Annotated in this window: 17 protein-coding genes; 2 read left to right on the top strand and 15 right to left on the bottom strand. The window is 64.3% G+C overall.

All coding sequences use genetic code 11. The annotated features are described in order from the left end of the window. Positions 1-120 precede the first annotated feature (120 nt). On the top strand, positions 121-1,734 hold the full coding sequence (locus IVB23_RS37125) for an OprO/OprP family phosphate-selective porin (RefSeq protein WP_247801934.1): 1,614 nt from the start codon (positions 121-123) through the stop codon (positions 1,732-1,734). Positions 1,735-1,776: 42 nt separating this feature from the next. Here the strand turns inward: IVB23_RS37125 and IVB23_RS37120 are convergent, their stop codons facing one another. Then, positions 1,777-2,154 (bottom strand): helix-turn-helix domain-containing protein, encoded by a 378-nt coding sequence (locus IVB23_RS37120; protein WP_197968304.1) that lies wholly within the window; start codon positions 2,152-2,154, stop codon positions 1,777-1,779. 121 nt (positions 2,155-2,275) lie between these two features. Here IVB23_RS37120 and IVB23_RS37115 point away from each other — a divergent pair, with 121 nt between their 5' ends. After that, positions 2,276-3,289 (top strand): zinc-binding alcohol dehydrogenase family protein, encoded by a 1,014-nt coding sequence (locus tag IVB23_RS37115; protein WP_247801933.1) that lies wholly within the window; start codon positions 2,276-2,278, stop codon positions 3,287-3,289. A 57-nt stretch (positions 3,290-3,346) separates the two neighbouring features. Here the strand turns inward: IVB23_RS37115 and hisC are convergent, their stop codons facing one another. The 14 genes from hisC to rplR form a co-directional block, all read right to left on the bottom strand. Further along, positions 3,347-4,405 (bottom strand): histidinol-phosphate transaminase, encoded by a 1,059-nt coding sequence (gene hisC / locus IVB23_RS37110; RefSeq protein ID WP_247801932.1) that lies wholly within the window; start codon positions 4,403-4,405, stop codon positions 3,347-3,349. Beyond that, positions 4,402-5,727, bottom strand: a complete 1,326-nt coding sequence (locus IVB23_RS37105; protein ID WP_247801931.1) for a chloride channel protein — start codon at positions 5,725-5,727, stop codon at positions 4,402-4,404. The genes hisC and IVB23_RS37105 overlap by 4 nt, the downstream gene beginning before the upstream one ends. A 10-nt stretch (positions 5,728-5,737) precedes the next feature. Continuing rightward, positions 5,738-6,079: a DUF1330 domain-containing protein gene (locus IVB23_RS37100; protein WP_247801930.1), complete on the bottom strand. Its 342-nt coding sequence runs from the start codon at positions 6,077-6,079 to the stop codon at positions 5,738-5,740. Positions 6,080-6,089: 10 nt separating this feature from the next. Continuing rightward, positions 6,090-6,878 (bottom strand): SDR family oxidoreductase, encoded by a 789-nt coding sequence (locus tag IVB23_RS37095; RefSeq protein ID WP_247801929.1) that lies wholly within the window; start codon positions 6,876-6,878, stop codon positions 6,090-6,092. 169 nt (positions 6,879-7,047) lie between these two features. After that, the gene (gene rplQ, locus IVB23_RS37090) at positions 7,048-7,464 is read right to left on the bottom strand and encodes a 50S ribosomal protein L17 (RefSeq protein ID WP_061876877.1); all 417 of its coding nucleotides are present in this window, start codon (positions 7,462-7,464) and stop codon (positions 7,048-7,050) included. Positions 7,465-7,653: 189 nt separating this feature from the next. After that, positions 7,654-8,685 carry a DNA-directed RNA polymerase subunit alpha gene (locus IVB23_RS37085; RefSeq protein WP_061876878.1) on the bottom strand — a complete coding sequence of 344 codons (1,032 nt, stop codon included), beginning with the start codon at positions 8,683-8,685 and terminating at the stop codon, positions 7,654-7,656. Positions 8,686-8,797: 112 nt separating this feature from the next. Further along, positions 8,798-9,187, bottom strand: coding sequence for a 30S ribosomal protein S11 (gene rpsK / locus IVB23_RS37080; RefSeq protein WP_007603045.1), 390 nt, complete (start codon positions 9,185-9,187; stop codon positions 8,798-8,800). A 122-nt stretch (positions 9,188-9,309) separates the two neighbouring features. Then, positions 9,310-9,678 (bottom strand): 30S ribosomal protein S13, encoded by a 369-nt coding sequence (gene rpsM, locus IVB23_RS37075; RefSeq protein WP_028137012.1) that lies wholly within the window; start codon positions 9,676-9,678, stop codon positions 9,310-9,312. Between the two features lie 185 nt (positions 9,679-9,863). Further along, a complete protein-coding gene (locus IVB23_RS37070) occupies positions 9,864-10,754 on the bottom strand; it encodes an adenylate kinase (RefSeq protein WP_247801928.1) in 891 nt (296 codons plus the stop codon). A gap of 277 nt (positions 10,755-11,031) precedes the next feature. Continuing rightward, positions 11,032-12,363 (bottom strand): preprotein translocase subunit SecY, encoded by a 1,332-nt coding sequence (gene secY, locus IVB23_RS37065; RefSeq protein ID WP_028177975.1) that lies wholly within the window; start codon positions 12,361-12,363, stop codon positions 11,032-11,034. Positions 12,364-12,610: 247 nt separating this feature from the next. After that, positions 12,611-13,096, bottom strand: a complete 486-nt coding sequence (gene rplO / locus IVB23_RS37060) for a 50S ribosomal protein L15 (RefSeq protein ID WP_247801927.1) — start codon at positions 13,094-13,096, stop codon at positions 12,611-12,613. Positions 13,097-13,171: 75 nt separating this feature from the next. Beyond that, entirely contained in the window at positions 13,172-13,366 is a 195-nt protein-coding gene (rpmD, locus tag IVB23_RS37055) for a 50S ribosomal protein L30 (protein WP_027554162.1), read from the bottom strand. A gap of 25 nt (positions 13,367-13,391) precedes the next feature. After that, positions 13,392-13,988: a 30S ribosomal protein S5 gene (rpsE, locus tag IVB23_RS37050; protein WP_014494507.1), complete on the bottom strand. Its 597-nt coding sequence runs from the start codon at positions 13,986-13,988 to the stop codon at positions 13,392-13,394. Positions 13,989-14,035: 47 nt separating this feature from the next. Further along, complete coding sequence (rplR, locus tag IVB23_RS37045; RefSeq protein WP_024342458.1) at positions 14,036-14,398, bottom strand: 50S ribosomal protein L18; 363 nt, start codon at positions 14,396-14,398, stop codon at positions 14,036-14,038.

Raw genomic sequence — 14,398 nt, 5'->3', positions numbered from 1 at the left:
CGGCGAATTTGCATCAGTGGGAACCCACGCAACCGATCGCAGCGTCGCGGGGCAGTCATCGATCACACTTAGGCTCTCCGTTCGCGACTTGGGGAAGACAGTCAGATGATGGAGGCGTACGTGAGCACAACACGAATTACGGCTGCAGCGATTGGTCTCGCCGGCGCACTGGCAGCCTCGCAGGCCCAGGCCCAATCGGCAAGCAGCAGCGAGCAGGAGATCGCGCTGCTGAAGCAGCAATTGAAGATGCTGGAGCAGAAGCTCGACAAGCTCCAGAGTCAAACCGCGGCGAACACGGCGGCCGCGGCGAAAGCCAGAGCCGAAGCGAAGGCTGAAGCGAAGGCCGAAGCGCGTTCGGAGGCAAAGGCCGTCGTTGCCAACGCCAATGCCGCGATTCCGGTCAAGGGGCCGGCGCCGGCATCCGGCGTCGTCGTGACGATGCCGAACAACCGCCCGACGATCTGCACCGCCGACCAGGCCAATTGCGTCGCCATCACCGGTCGCCTGCACTACGATGTCGGCGGCTATGACTATCGCCCCAATACCGCGGCCACCGTGCCGCAGAAGCTCGACAGCGGCCAGAACGTCCGTCGCGCGCGCATCGGCGTCGCCGGCAAGTTCTTCAACGACTGGAACTTCGCGCTGATCTACGATTTCGGCGGCTCCTCCGACGGATTTGGCGGCGCCGCACCAGGATCGCTGCCGGGCGGCGGCCTCTCCGGCGTCGAGAATGCCTATGTCAGCTACACCGGCCTGAAGCCGTTCGGCGGCAAGATGGCGATCGAGGCCGGCATCATGGATCTGCCCTACACGCTCGACGAGGCGACGAGCTCAAACGACATCATGTTCATGGAACGCGCCTCACCCGGTATTATCGCCACCAACATCGCCGCCGGCGACTTCCGCTCCGCGGCCGGTGCGCGCTGGTTCAACGACCAGCTCTGGATCGGCGGCTATGTCACGGGACCGTCGACCGGAGCGATCCATTCCGCCTCGAGCGCTTCGCCGCCGGGCACCAGCGAGCAGTACGGCGCGGTGGCGCGCGTCGCCGGCAACCCAATCAGCGGCAAGGACTATTCGGTGCACATCGGCGCCGACGCCCAATGGCTGATCCAGCCGCCGCGCAACCTGATCGCCAACACGCAGACGGTCACGCTCAGCGATCGTCCGGAATTGCGTCTCGACCCGACAACGCTGGTTTCCACCGGCGCCATCGCCAATGTCTCGGGCGCGCAGGTCTACAGCATCGAAGCGGCGGCGACCTACGGGCCGCTCATCGTCCAGGGCGAGTACTTCTGGTACAACGTCGATCGCACCGCCAATACCGGCGTGCCGCTGGTCGGCGCACCGAGCCTGAAATTCCAGGGCGGCTATGCGCAGGCCGGCTACGTGTTGACGGGCGAGAGCCGGACTTACAATGCCGCGGCCGCGGCCTATCATGGCGTCAAGCCGGCGCATCCGTTCTCGCTCGACGGCGGCGGCTGGGGGGCGTGGGAGATCGCGGGGCGTTTCTCGACGATTGACCTCAACGATCAGCTCGCAACCGCGGCCGGTGTCGCAGGCGGGCGGCAGACCGTCTACACGCTGGCGCTCAACTGGTACGTCAACGGCAACGTCCGCTTCATGCTCGACTATCTGCACGGCACGGTGTCGCGACAGGCTTCGCCGATCTCGACTGCCGATGTCGGCTCGAAGTTCGACGCGGTCGCGATGCGCACGCAGTTCGCGTTCTGACGCTCACCTTTTCCGGGAGCGGTACGATCCGCTCCCGGAGGCTCACGCCGCGCGCTTCGGCTTGCTCACCACCACCGGCGGCGGCGCGCAGGACAGCCGCTCCTGATGGCTCTCGCCCCAGGCCTTCAGAATGTCGATGACAGGCCTGAGGCTCTCGCCGAGCTCGGACAGGCAATATTCCACGCGCGGCGGCACCTCGGCATAGACCTTGCGGATGACCAGCTTGTCCTCCTCGAGCGCGCGCAGCTGCTTCGTGAGCATGCGCTGGGTGATGCCGGGCATCCGGCGGCGCAGTTCGCCGAAGCGCTGGGTGCCGCTCTGGAGGTGGTAGAGGATCACGCCCTTCCACTTGCCGTCGATCAGGTCCAGCGTCGCCTCGACCGAGCAGCCGGGACGACGGGCAAAATTGCGCCGCTTCATGCGTGTTTTCCCAATAGTATCCAAACAGGGACTATATCCCCGAATTTACAGTACTTGCCAATTTGAAGCCAGGGCGACAGTTAGAGCGGCAGGCGAACAGCCCATCTAATGGAGACAAGCCATGAAGGCCGTCGGCTACAAAAAATCGCTTCCGATCGAGGATGCGGATTCACTGATCGATTTCGAGACCGCCAAGCCCGAGCCCGGGGCGCGCGACATCCGCGTCGCTGTGAAGGCGATCTCGGCCAATCCGGTCGATTACAAGGTGCGCAAGCGCGCGAGCCCGCCCGAGGGCGAGACGAAGATCCTCGGCTATGACGCGGCCGGTGTGGTCGATGCCGTCGGCCCCGACGTGACACTCTTCAAACCGGGCGACGAGGTGTTCTACGCCGGTTCGATCCTGCGCCAGGGCACCAACGCCGAATTCCACCTGGTCGACGAGCGCATCGTCGGCAACAAGCCGAAGAGCCTGTCGTTCGCGCAAGCCGCCGCCCTTCCGCTCACCTCTATCACAGCCTGGGAATTGCTGTTCGACCGGCTCGGCGCGATACCCGGCAAGAGCGTCGATCCGCGCACGCTTCTGATCACGGGCGGTGCCGGCGGCGTCGGCTCGATCCTGATCCAACTTGCCCGCCGCCTCACCGGGCTGACGGTACTTGCCACCGCGACACGGCCGGAGTCGCAGAAATGGTGCCTCGATCTCGGCGCTCATGCGGTGATCGACCACGGCAGACCGATGAAGGAACAGATCGAGAAGCTGAAGCTGCCCCCAGTCGCGCTGGTGGCGAGCCTGACCTACACCGATCAGCACTACAAGGCGATTGCGGACTTCATGGCCCCGCAGGGAAGGTTCGGCCTGATCGACGATCCCCCGGAATTTGGCATGAGCACGTTCAAGGGCAAGGCAATCTCGGTGCACTGGGAATCGATGTTCACGCGCTCCTCGTTCCAGACGCCAGACATGATCGCGCAGCATCATCTGCTCAATGATGTCGCCGACCTCATCGACAAGGGCGTGCTGCGCACCACGCTCGACCAGACCTTCGGCACGATCAACGCCGCCAACCTCAAGCGAGCCCATGCGCTCTTGGAGAGTGGCAGGTCGCGCGGCAAGATCGTGCTGGAGGGGTGGTAGCCGGCGTTGCTGCGTAGGGTGGGTTGCGCTTCGCTCGTCCAACCCACCCTGCGATGCTCAGCCCAGGATTCGCGACAGCGCCGACAGCAGTCGGTCGGTCTGCTCGTCCGTGCCCACGGTGATCCGCAGGTGGTCCGAGATGCGGGCAGCGCCAAAGTGCCTGACGATCACGGCCTGCTGGCGCAGCGCTGCCGCAAGCGCAGCACCATCGTGGGCGGGATGGCGCGCGAAGACGAAGTTGGCCTGCGATGGCAGCACCTCGAAGCCAGCTTGCTTCAGTCCGCGCGTCAGCCGCTCCCTGCCCTCGATCACGCGAACGCGGCTCTGCTGGAAATAGGCTTCGTCCTCCAGAGCGGCGATGGCGCCGGCTTGGGCGGGCCGACCAAGCGGATAGGAATTGAAGCTGTCCTTCACACGGGTGAGCGCCTCGATCAGGTCGGAGTCGCCGATCGCAAAGCCGACCCGCAGTCCGGCCAAGGCGCGGGACTTGGACATGGTTTGAACGACCAGTAGATTTCGATGGGAAGCCACCAGCGGAATCGCCGTCTCGGCACCGAAATCGACATAGGCCTCGTCGACCACCACGGGCACGTCCGGATGGTCCTCCAGCAGCGCGACGATCTCGCTACGCGACAATGCGATCCCCGTCGGCGCGTTCGGATTGGCGAGGATGATCGCGCCGGCCCGCCGCCGATAGTCGGCCACACGGATTTGCATGGCCTTGTCGAGCGGGACCGTTTCGTAGGAGATGCCGAACAGACGGCAATAGACCGGGTAGAAACTGTAGGTGATATCGGGAAAGAGCAACGGCGCTTCAAGCTTGAGCAAGGCGGCAAAGGCATGCGCCAGCACCTCGTCCGAGCCGTTGCCGACGAAAACCTGCTCGGGTCTCACCCGGTGATACGCGGCCAGGGCCGTCCGCAGCGCGGTGGCCTGCGGATCCGGGTAGAGACGCAGCGTGTCGGCGGCCTCGAAGCGGATCGCCTGCAGCGCGCGCGGTGAAGGGCCAAACGGGCTTTCATTCGTGTTGAGCTTGACCAAGTCCGCCATGCGGGGCTGTTCGCCCGGCACGTAGGGTCTCAGCTCATGCGTCAGCCTGCTCCAGAAACGGCTCATCTTCTCTCCGCCTGCGATCGCTCCGGCGGCAGGATCGCCTGCTCGACAAAGCCCTTGGCGAGCGCGTGGTAGATGCCCTCTTCGCAGACCATGCGTGAAACGAGATGAGCAATCAGCGCGGCCGCCATTAGCGGAACGACCATTCCGTGATTGTCGGTCATCTCGGTCACGATCACGAACGCGGTGATCGGCGCCTGCACGACGCCGGCGAAATAGGAGACCATGCCGAGCAGCATGATCGCCCCGAGGGGAGCGTCATGAAAGAACGAGGCAATGTTGCTGCCAAGGCCGGCACCGACGGCGAGCGAGGGTGCGAAAATGCCGCCAGGGACCCCGCTGATCGCGGCGAAGGTCGTGGCGAAGAGCTTGAGGATGCCGAAATCCTGAGGCAGCGGTGAGCCATTCTCGAGGGCCGTCTTCACTTGCGCGTAGCCGGTGCCATAGATCGTATCCCCGGACGCCAGACCGCAGATCGCGACGGCGAGCCCGCAGGCGAATGCGAACCACAGCGGATGGCTCTTGAGCGCGCGCCCGAGCGGATGCCTGACGCCGCGCGCCATGAGGATGACGACGCGGCTGAACAGCCCACCACCGAGGCCGCCAACCACGCCGCAGACCGGAACCGCGAGCCAGTCGGCACCGCGCGCCAGCGACATCGCGCTGCTGCCAAAATAGGTGTAGTTGCCAGTCAGTGCCAATGACGTCAGGCCGGCCGCGATCACGGCAGCGATGATGAGGCTGCTGGTACGCGTCTCGAAGGCGCGGCTCATCTCCTCGATTCCGAACACGATGCCCGCCAACGGTGTATTGAAGGCCGCGGCGACCCCGGCCGCCGCACCGGCCAGGATCAATCCGGGTTGCCGGCGCGGCGACACCCGCCCGATCGCGAACATGACGGAAGCGCCGACCTGCACCGTCGGCCCTTCCCGTCCGATGGAAGCCCCGCACAACAGTCCAAACAGGGTGAGGATCATCTTGCCGGTGGCAATGCGCAGGGACACGAGCCGCGCTCGCGCAGTCTGATCGTTCAAATGGCGCGCGGCGATGGCCTGCGGAATCCCGCTGCCCTGGGCGCCGGGAAACAGGCGGATGGTGAGATAGGCCGATAACATGAAGCCGAGCGGCGTCACCACCAGGACTACGTAGCGCGACTTTGCGAGCAGCAGCCCGAAGGCATCCTGGGCGAGATCGGCGAGTTGCGCCAGCACCACGGCTGCGGCGCCAATGACGATGCCGCCGAGCAGGAAGATCGCCCGCCGCTGCCATCGGGCGGAAGCGATCCTCAACAGCCGCTTGTTGCGTATGAATCGAGCCGTGACCATCCACCGAGTTTTAGCCGGTCACGCCCGGAATTGAAGGGGTCGGGGAACAGACCAGCTCGGCCGGAACCACACCTTCGACGAAGATCAGCCGGCGCTCCAGCGCCGTCCGCCGCAATTTCAGGGCCTCGGCATAGTCCGGCGAGCCGTACCATTCGCGTGCCCGTGCCATCGACGGAAACTCGACGATGATGACGGTCCCCGGCGGCGAGCTGCCCTCCACCACCTCGACGGCGCCGCCGCGCGCGAGATAGCGGCCACCATATTGGGCAATGGTCTGAGCCGCGAGCGTGCGGTAGGCCTCCATCGCGGCTCCGTCCCGCACCTCGACCTCGGAAATCACATAGGCCGCCATGCGCGCCGCCTCAGGCGATCGTGTTGACGATGCCGCCCTCGGCGCGCAGCGCCGCACCGTTGGTCGCGGACGCTTCCTTGGATGCGACATAGACCACCATGTTGGCGATCTCCTCCACGCTGGCGAAGCGCTGGATTAACGAACTCGGCCGATGCTGCTTGACGAAGTTCGCAGCGGCCTCGTCCACCGACTGTCCATTCTGCTTGGCCAGATCCTTGACGAACGTCTCGACGCCCTCCGACATGGTCGGGCCCGGCAGCACGGAATTGACCGTGACGCCGGTGCCGCGAGTGAGCTGCGCCAGGCCGCGCGCGACAGACAGCTGGGCCGTCTTGGTCATGCCGTAATGGATCATCTCGACGGGAATGTTGAGACCCGACTCCGAGGAGATGAAGACGATGCGGCCCCAGTTGCGCTCGAGCATGCCCTTCATGTACGCGCGCGACAGCCGCACGCCGCTCATCACGTTGATCTCGAAGAAGCGGGTCCAGTCCTCGTCCGGGATGTCGAAGAAGTCCTTGGGTTCGAAGATGCCGGCATTGTTGATGAGGATGTCGACGTCTGGCAGCGCCGCAACGAGCGCCTCGCAGCCTGCCGCGGTCGAGACGTCGGCGGCGATGCCGCGGACCTTCGCCCCTGCCCCTTCCAGCTTGCGGACGGCCGCATCGACCTTGTCCTTACCGCGCCCGTTGATCACGACACTCGCGCCCGAGGCGGCGAGGCCCATGGCAACGGCGTGGCCGATGCCGGCGGTCGAGCCGGTGACGAGGGCGGTCTTTCCGGAAAGGTCGATGTTCATGCGATGTCTCCATGGATGATGATGGAGATATCGGGAGCGAACTGTGATGCCGCAATCGGGCTCACTGACGCGTGAGGAAGCGCATGTACACGGGCGAACCACTCGCGCATCCCCAAACAAAAACGGCGCCCGGAAAGGCGCCGCTTTCAATTCATAGAAGCTGATCGGCTTACGCCGCCTCGGCTTCCTTCTCCTGCACCGGGCCGGAATCCTGGCCCTTGGCATCGACGTCGCGATCGACGAACTCGATCACGGCCATCGCGGCGTTGTCGCCGTAGCGGAAGCCGGCCTTGATGATGCGAGTGTAGCCGCCCTGCCGGTCCTTGTAGCGGGTCGCGAGCGTGTCGAAGAGCTTCTTGACCATGTCGACGTCGCGCAACTCCGCGATCGCCTGGCGGCGTAGCGACAGGCCGCCCTTCTTGCCGAGGGTGACGAGCTTCTCGACGATCGGGCGAAGCTCCTTGGCCTTGGGCAGCGTGGTGACGATCTGCTCGTGCTTGATCAGCGAGGCCGCCATGTTGGCGAACATCGCCTTGCGGTGCTCGGCCGTGCGGTTGAGCTTCCGATGAACCTTGCCGTGACGCATGTGTGTAGTCCTTCTTCGCTTGTGTCGCGGTGGTTCAGCGACTGGTTTTCAGGTGGGCTTCCTGCGTTCGCCCGGTCGTCATTCCGGGGCGGCTCGCAGAGCCGAACCCGGAATCTCGAGGTTCCGGGTTCGATGCTCCAGGGCCACGCCTCGCGTGGTCCCTTCGCATCGCCCCGGAACGACGAATTCTCAGTAATGATCCTCGAAGCGCTTGGCGAGCTCGTCGATGTTCTCCGGCGGCCAGCCCGGCACTTCCATGCCGAGATGCAGACCCATCTGGGCCAGCACTTCCTTGATCTCGTTCAGCGACTTGCGGCCGAAGTTCGGGGTGCGGAGCATTTCCGCTTCGCTCTTCTGCACGAGGTCGCCGATGTAGACGATGTTGTCGTTCTTCAGGCAGTTGGCCGAACGCACCGACAGCTCGAGCTCGTCCACCTTCTTGAGGAAGGCCGGGTTGAAGGCGAGGTCCGGGATGATCTCCTGGGCGACTTCCTTGCGCGGCTCTTCGAAGTTGACGAACACGTTGAGCTGATCCTGCAGGATGCGGGCGGCATAAGCCACCGAGTCGTCCGGCGTGATCGCGCCATTGGTCTCGATCGTCATGGTCAGCTTGTCGTAGTCGAGAATCTGGCCCTCGCGAGTGTTCTCGACCTTGTAGGAGACCTTGCGGACCGGCGAGTACAGGCTGTCGACCGGGATCAGGCCGATCGGCGCGTCCTCGGGACGGTTGCGCTCGGCGGGCACGTAACCTTTGCCGGTGGCGACCGTGAACTCCATGCGGATCTCGGCGCCCTCGTCGAGGGTGCAGATCTGGAGGTCCGGGTTGAGCACGACGACGTCGCCGACGGTCTGGATGTCACCGGCGGTGACGACGCCGGGGCCCTGCTTCTTCACGACCATGCGCTTGGGGCCTTCGCCCTGCATCTTGATCGAGATGTCCTTGATGTTGAGCACGATGTCGGTGACGTCCTCACGGACGCCCGCGATCGAGGAGAACTCGTGCAGGACGCCATCGATGTGCACCGACTGCACCGCCGCGCCCTGGAGCGAGGAGAGCAGGATGCGGCGCAGCGCGTTGCCGAGGGTCTGGCCGAAACCACGCTCGAGCGGCTCGGCGACGATGGTCGCGAAACGCGAGGGATCGCTGCCGGGCGTGACCTGGAGCTTGTTCGGCCGAATCAGTTCTTGCCAATTTTTCTGGATCGTCACTGTTTCACCCATACAGGCCAGTCAATTTGAGAGTTCAAATACTGGCGTTGGAGAAAGGCCGCAGATCATTCCCGCGGCTTCTTACAAAAGTCATCGCGGGCGCCGATGCGCCCGCAACTTGGTATCAAACGCGCCGACGCTTACGGGGACGGCAACCGTTGTGCGGGATCGTGGTCACGTCACGGATCGAGGTGACGGTGAAGCCCGCGGCCTGGAGCGCGCGGAGCGCCGACTCACGGCCCGAACCGGGGCCGGCGACCTCGACTTCCAGCGTGCGCATGCCGTGCTCCTGCGCCTTCTTGGACACGTCTTCGGCGGCGACCTGCGCGGCGTACGGCGTCGACTTGCGCGAGCCCTTGAAACCCATCGTGCCGGCCGAGGACCAGGCAATCGTGTTGCCCTGCGCGTCGGTGATGGTGATGGTCGTGTTGTTGAACGACGAGTTCACATGCGCGACGCCGGAGGCGATGTTCTTGCGCTCACGACGACGAACGCGGGTGGCTTCCTTGCCCATTGAGTCCCTTTCCTGAAGATCTCAAACGCCGCCGTAATGCCAGCGGCTACACCTGTGGAACGAAAAGCGCGTGGCGAACGGGTGATCCCCTCTTCGCCACACGCCATGACTGAATTCGAAACTTACTTCTTCTTGCCGGCGATGGCCTTGGCCGGACCCTTGCGCGTGCGCGCATTGGTGTGGGTGCGCTGGCCGCGCACCGGCAGACCGCGACGATGACGCAGGCCGCGATAGCAGCCGAGGTCCATCAGACGCTTGATGTTGATACCGACCTCGCGACGCAGATCGCCCTCGACGAGATAGTCGCGATCGATGACTTCGCGGATCTGGAGCACTTCGGCGTCGCTGAGCTGATTGACGCGACGATCCACGGGGATCTTCACTTTCTCCAGGATCTCACTGGCGATCTTCTGGCCGATGCCATGGATGTACTGGAGCGCGATCAGCACGCGCTTGTTGGTGGGAATGTTCACGCCGGCAATACGGGCCACGGCCTTCTCTCCTGTCGCCGATCCTCGTCAGGATCGGGCTTTAAGTGCTTGTGTTCTCGGGCAGGTGTTCACAAACGCGAACACGACGCCCACCCCCGGTCTTCCTGGGGCCCGGCATCGTCTGAAACTATCCGACTTGGATGCGGGGCTTATTAGGGGATTCCAGGGGCTTTCGTCAACCGCTGCTAGCGCTTGGCTCGCTTTTTCGTGACCTTTTTTGCGGTCTTTTTGGCACCCTTTTTGACGGCCTTCCTGGCGGTCGTTTTTGCGGCCTTTTTGGCCGTTTTCCTGGTCGCGGTCTTGGTCGCAGTCTTGGTAGCAGTCCTGGAACCCTTCACGGCTTTCTTGGCCGCCTTTTTGGCGGCTTTGGCCGATTTGACCGCCTTTTTGGCTGCCTTCGCCGGCTTTTTGGCCGATTTCTTCGCCGCCTTGGCCTTTTTGGCCGGCGCCGTCTTGGCCGCGCTTCTCGAGTGGGTCTTGGGCTCGACCGCGCCGAGCGCCAGAAGCTGGCGGTGGATGGCGCGGGTGACCTCATCGATGGCCATCATGCCGTCGATGGTCGAGAGCTTCCGACGCTCGGAATAATAGTGAATCAGCGGCTCCGTCTGGCTGCGATAGCTGGCCAACCGCTTGGTCAGGACCTCAGGGGTGTCGTCGACCCGGACCTCCTCGCCGCGCTCGCGCATCTGGGCGACACGGGTCTCGACGCGGCTCAGGAGCGCGCTCTCGTTGACGCGGAGCTCGATCACGGCGTCGAGCTTGAGATGCTTCTGCTTGAGCAGCTCATCCAGCGCCTCGGCCTGCGGCACGGTGCGCGGGAAACCATCGAGGATGAAACCGTTCCTGGCGTCCGGCTGGTCGATCCGGTCGGAGATGATTCCGACCACGACATCGTCCGGAACGAGGCCGCCACCGGCCATGATCTCCTTGGCCTTCAGCCCGACCGGCGTTCCGGCCGCAACCGCCGCGCGCAGCATCTCGCCGGTCGAGAGCTGGAGGATGCCGTAACGCTGCACCAAAAGTTGCGCCTGGGTCCCCTTGCCCGACCCCGGCGGTCCCAGAAGTATAATTCTCATCGGCGTACGCCCCCCCGGATTGGTGAGCGATACGTCGCGCACCTGCGTTTGAAGATCAAGAACAGTGCAAACCATAATCGGCGCCGCACCGCTACCCATATCATAGGGGAGCGAATGGCCGGACGCCAAGAAGGCCTTTGAAATCAGTGATTGCATCGACGTGGGAGCGTCTCTGCTCATGCGACCGAGCCGCTGACTGATCGCCTCTGCGGCGCCGCGCATTGCTCGAGCGGCGAATCGGCGGCGCGGTCGCGCCGCCTCTCGAGCGACTCTGTACTTAGCGGCGGCGCCCCCGCAGCTTGGACTTCCGGATCAGGCCTTCGTACTGGTGCGCCAGCAGATAGCCTTGGACCTGCGCCACGGTGTCCATGGTGACGCTGACGACGATCAGCAGCGAGGTGCCGCCAAAATAGAACGGCACCGACGCGTAGGAGATCAGGATCTCGGGAATCAGGCAGACGATCGCCAGATAAATCGCGCCGAGCACGGTAATGCGCGACAACACGTAGTCGATATATTCGGCGGTGCGCTCGCCCGGGCGGATGCCCGGAATGAAGCCGCCGTGCTTCTTCAGATTGTCCGCGGTCTCGGTCGGGTTGAACACGATCGCGGTGTAGAAGAACGCGAAGAACACGATCAGCGCCAGATACATGATCAGGAACAGCGGGCGACCATGGCCGAGCTGGGTGTTGATCCACTGGAACCATTCCGGCCCGCTGCCCGCATTGAAGTTCGCCACCGTGGTCGGCAGCAAGAGCAGCGAGGACGCGAAGATCGGCGGGATCACGCCCGAGGTGTTGAGCTTGAGCGGCAGATGCGAGGACTGGCCCTCGAACATCTTGTTGCCGACCTGGCGCTTCGGATACTGGATCAGGAGGCGGCGCTGCGCGCGCTCCATGAACACGATGAAGGCGATCACGGCGACCGCCATGATGATGACGACCAGGATCAGGCCGGTCGACATCGCACCCTGACGGCCGAGCTCGAGCATGCTGGCGAGCGCCGCGGGCAGCTCGGCGACGATGCCGGCGAGAATGATCAGCGAGATGCCGTTGCCGATGCCTCGCGAGGTGATCTGCTCGCCCAGCCACATCAGGAACATGGTGCCGCCGGTCAGCGTGATCGCCGTGGACAGGCGGAAGAACATTCCGGGCTCGCTGACGACGTTGCCGGCGCCTTCGAGGCCTACCGCGATCCCGTAGGACTGGAATGCGGCCAGGATGACCGTCAGATAGCGGGTGTACTGATTCAGCGTCTTGCGGCCCGCCTCGCCCTCCTTCTTCAGCGCCTCGAGCTGCGGCGAGACGGTGGTGAGGAGCTGGATGATGATCGAGGCCGAGATGTACGGCATGATGTTCAGCGCAAAGATCGCCATGCGGTGGATGCCGCCACCGGCGAACATGTTGAACATGCCGAGGATGCCGCCCGCCTGCGATCGGAACACCTGTTCCCAGATGTTCGGATCGATGCCGGGCAGCGGGATGTAGGTCCCGAGCCGATAAACGAGCAGCGCACCCAGGGTGAACCAGATGCGCTTCTTCAGTTCGTCGGCCTTGGCAAACGCGCCGAAATTGAGATTGGCTGCCAGTTGTTCCGCTGCAGAGACCATCTTTGACTTTCTCCCGCCGCCTGTTGCGCCGTCATGCCCGCGGCCGGGCTACTAAAGCGCGACGAAACTAGGATGCCTCATCATCGCGCTCTAGGTTGTCATTTAAGCATGATCTTCTCGGAAAACCGCTTCACACTTTTCCGGATCATGCTTGAGCGGACGCCGGACATTATCTGGGGCTCGGCTTCGATAAGTCCACGTCCCGCATGCGTAAAGGCCCGCGAGCCGCGGGCCAATGACGCAGTTGTTACGCCGCCTCGCCTTCTTCCTTGGCAGGGGCGAGGATCTTCACCGAGCCGCCGGCCTTCTCGACCGCCGCGATTGCGGTCTTGGTGGCGCCATGCACTTCGATGTTGAGCTTGGACTTGAGCTCGCCGCGGCCGAGCAGCCGCAGGCCGCCCTTGGCGCGGCGCAGCACGCCGCCCTTCACCAGGGCCTCGACGTTCACGACGCTGCCGGCGTCGATCTTCTTGACATCGACCGCTTCCTGGAGCCGGTCGAGATTGATCTCGGCGAACTCGACGCGGAAGATGTTGTTGAAGCCGCGCTTGGGCAGACGGCGATGCATCGGCATCTGGCCGCCTTCGAAACCCTTGATGCGCACGCCCGAACGCGCGGTCTGGCCCTTGCCGCCGCGGCCGGACTGCTTGCCCTTGCCGGAACCGATGCCGCGGCCGACGCGCATACGCTTCTTGCGCGAGCCGGCGTTGTCGGCGATATCGCTGAGCTTCATCGCCCTTCTCCTTGTGTCTTGCGCACGATCTTCACCGAAAACCGCTTCCCGCTCTTCGGGATCGTGCGCCTTTGCTTACTTCTCGTCGACGATGCGGACGAGATGGTGAACCTTCTCGATCATGCCGCGGACCGCCGGGGTGTCCGGCAGTTCGCTGATACGGCCGATCTTGTTGAGCTTGAGCCCGATCAGCGTCGAACGCTGCGAGTGATGGCGGCGGATCGCGCTGCCGGTCTGCTCGAGCTTGATCGTCTTTGCGGCCTTGGCCATCGTGGTCTACTCCGAAAAGCTTCCGTTAGTCGGCAGCCGCCTCTGCGTCGCCACCGATACGGCGGGACTGGAGGGTGGACACCTTGATGTTGCGGCGGGCAGCGACCGAGCGCGGCGAATCCTGATGCTTCAGCGCGTCAAAGGTCGCGCGCACCATGTTGTACGGGTTCGACGAGCCGATCGACTTCGCCACAACGTCCTGGACGCCGAGCGTTTCGAACACGGCGCGCATCGGACCGCCGGCGATGATGCCGGTACCGGCCGGAGCTGCACGCAGGTAGACACGGCCCGCGCCATGACGGCCGGCGATGTCGTGATGGAGCGTGCGGCCCTCGCGCAGCGACACGCGCGTCAGGTTGCGCTTGGCGGACTCGGTCGCCTTGCGGATCGCCTCGGGCACCTCGCGCGCCTTGCCGTGACCGAAGCCGGCACGACCCTTCTGGTCGCCGATCACGACCAGCGCTGCGAAACCGAAGCGCTTGCCGCCCTTGACGACCTTGGCCACGCGGTTGATGTGGACGAGCTTGTCGACGAACTCGCTGTCGCGCTCCTCGCGCTCCCTGCGTTCACGTCCGCCGCCGCGTTGATCGCGTCCACCACGTTGTTCGCGTTCAGCTGCCATGGTTTTTCCAATCCTTCAGAGGCTTGCGCCCCAATCCTCAAATTCTGTTAGAAGCTCAGCCCGCTCTCACGCGCCGCGTCGGCCAGAGCCTTGACGCGCCCGTGGTAGAGATAGCTGCCGCGATCGAACACGACTTCCTTGACGCCCTTCTCGGCCGCGCGCTCGGCCAACAACTTGCCGACCGCCTTCGCCGCATCGATGTCGGCGCCGGTCTTGCCACCGTCGCGCATCGACTTCTCGAGCGAGGAGGCGGAGGCCAGCGTCTCGCCCTTCAGGTCGTCGATGACCTGGGCGTAGATGTGCTTGGACGAGCGGAACACTGACAGGCGCGGACGGCCGCCGGCGGAACGGCGCAGCTTCAGCCGCACACTCCGCTTGCGCCGGGCATTCGTAACCTTGGCTTTCGACAT

The organism is Bradyrhizobium sp. 191 (assembly GCF_023100985.1).
GTDB lineage: Bacteria > Pseudomonadota > Alphaproteobacteria > Rhizobiales > Xanthobacteraceae > Bradyrhizobium > Bradyrhizobium diversitatis.
The sequence above is the reverse complement of the archived record's forward strand: the minus strand, read 5'-3'. Positions and strand labels throughout refer to the sequence as shown.

What these genes read in the sequence shown, in the direction of transcription:
- IVB23_RS37120 (WP_197968304.1), bottom strand. Translation starts at nt 2,154, where the DNA reads ATGAAGCGGCGCAATTTTGCCCGTCGTCCCGGCTGCTCGGTCGAGGCG.
- IVB23_RS37115 (WP_247801933.1), top strand. Translation starts at nt 2,276, where the DNA reads ATGAAGGCCGTCGGCTACAAAAAATCGCTTCCGATCGAGGATGCGGAT.
- hisC (WP_247801932.1), bottom strand. Translation starts at nt 4,405, where the DNA reads ATGAGCCGTTTCTGGAGCAGGCTGACGCATGAGCTGAGACCCTACGTG.
- IVB23_RS37105 (WP_247801931.1), bottom strand. Translation starts at nt 5,727, where the DNA reads ATGGTCACGGCTCGATTCATACGCAACAAGCGGCTGTTGAGGATCGCT.
- IVB23_RS37100 (WP_247801930.1), bottom strand. Translation starts at nt 6,079, where the DNA reads ATGGCGGCCTATGTGATTTCCGAGGTCGAGGTGCGGGACGGAGCCGCG.
- IVB23_RS37095 (WP_247801929.1), bottom strand. Translation starts at nt 6,878, where the DNA reads ATGAACATCGACCTTTCCGGAAAGACCGCCCTCGTCACCGGCTCGACC.
- rplQ (WP_061876877.1), bottom strand. Translation starts at nt 7,464, where the DNA reads ATGCGTCACGGCAAGGTTCATCGGAAGCTCAACCGCACGGCCGAGCAC.
- IVB23_RS37085 (WP_061876878.1), bottom strand. Translation starts at nt 8,685, where the DNA reads ATGGGTGAAACAGTGACGATCCAGAAAAATTGGCAAGAACTGATTCGG.
- rpsK (WP_007603045.1), bottom strand. Translation starts at nt 9,187, where the DNA reads ATGGGCAAGGAAGCCACCCGCGTTCGTCGTCGTGAGCGCAAGAACATC.
- IVB23_RS37070 (WP_247801928.1), bottom strand. Translation starts at nt 10,754, where the DNA reads ATGAGAATTATACTTCTGGGACCGCCGGGGTCGGGCAAGGGGACCCAG.
- secY (WP_028177975.1), bottom strand. Translation starts at nt 12,363, where the DNA reads ATGGTCTCTGCAGCGGAACAACTGGCAGCCAATCTCAATTTCGGCGCG.
- rplO (WP_247801927.1), bottom strand. Translation starts at nt 13,096, where the DNA reads ATGAAGCTCAGCGATATCGCCGACAACGCCGGCTCGCGCAAGAAGCGT.
- rpmD (WP_027554162.1), bottom strand. Translation starts at nt 13,366, where the DNA reads ATGGCCAAGGCCGCAAAGACGATCAAGCTCGAGCAGACCGGCAGCGCG.
- rpsE (WP_014494507.1), bottom strand. Translation starts at nt 13,988, where the DNA reads ATGGCAGCTGAACGCGAACAACGTGGTGGACGCGATCAACGCGGCGGC.
- rplR (WP_024342458.1), bottom strand. Translation starts at nt 14,398, where the DNA reads ATGTCGAAAGCCAAGGTTACGAATGCCCGGCGCAAGCGGAGTGTGCGG.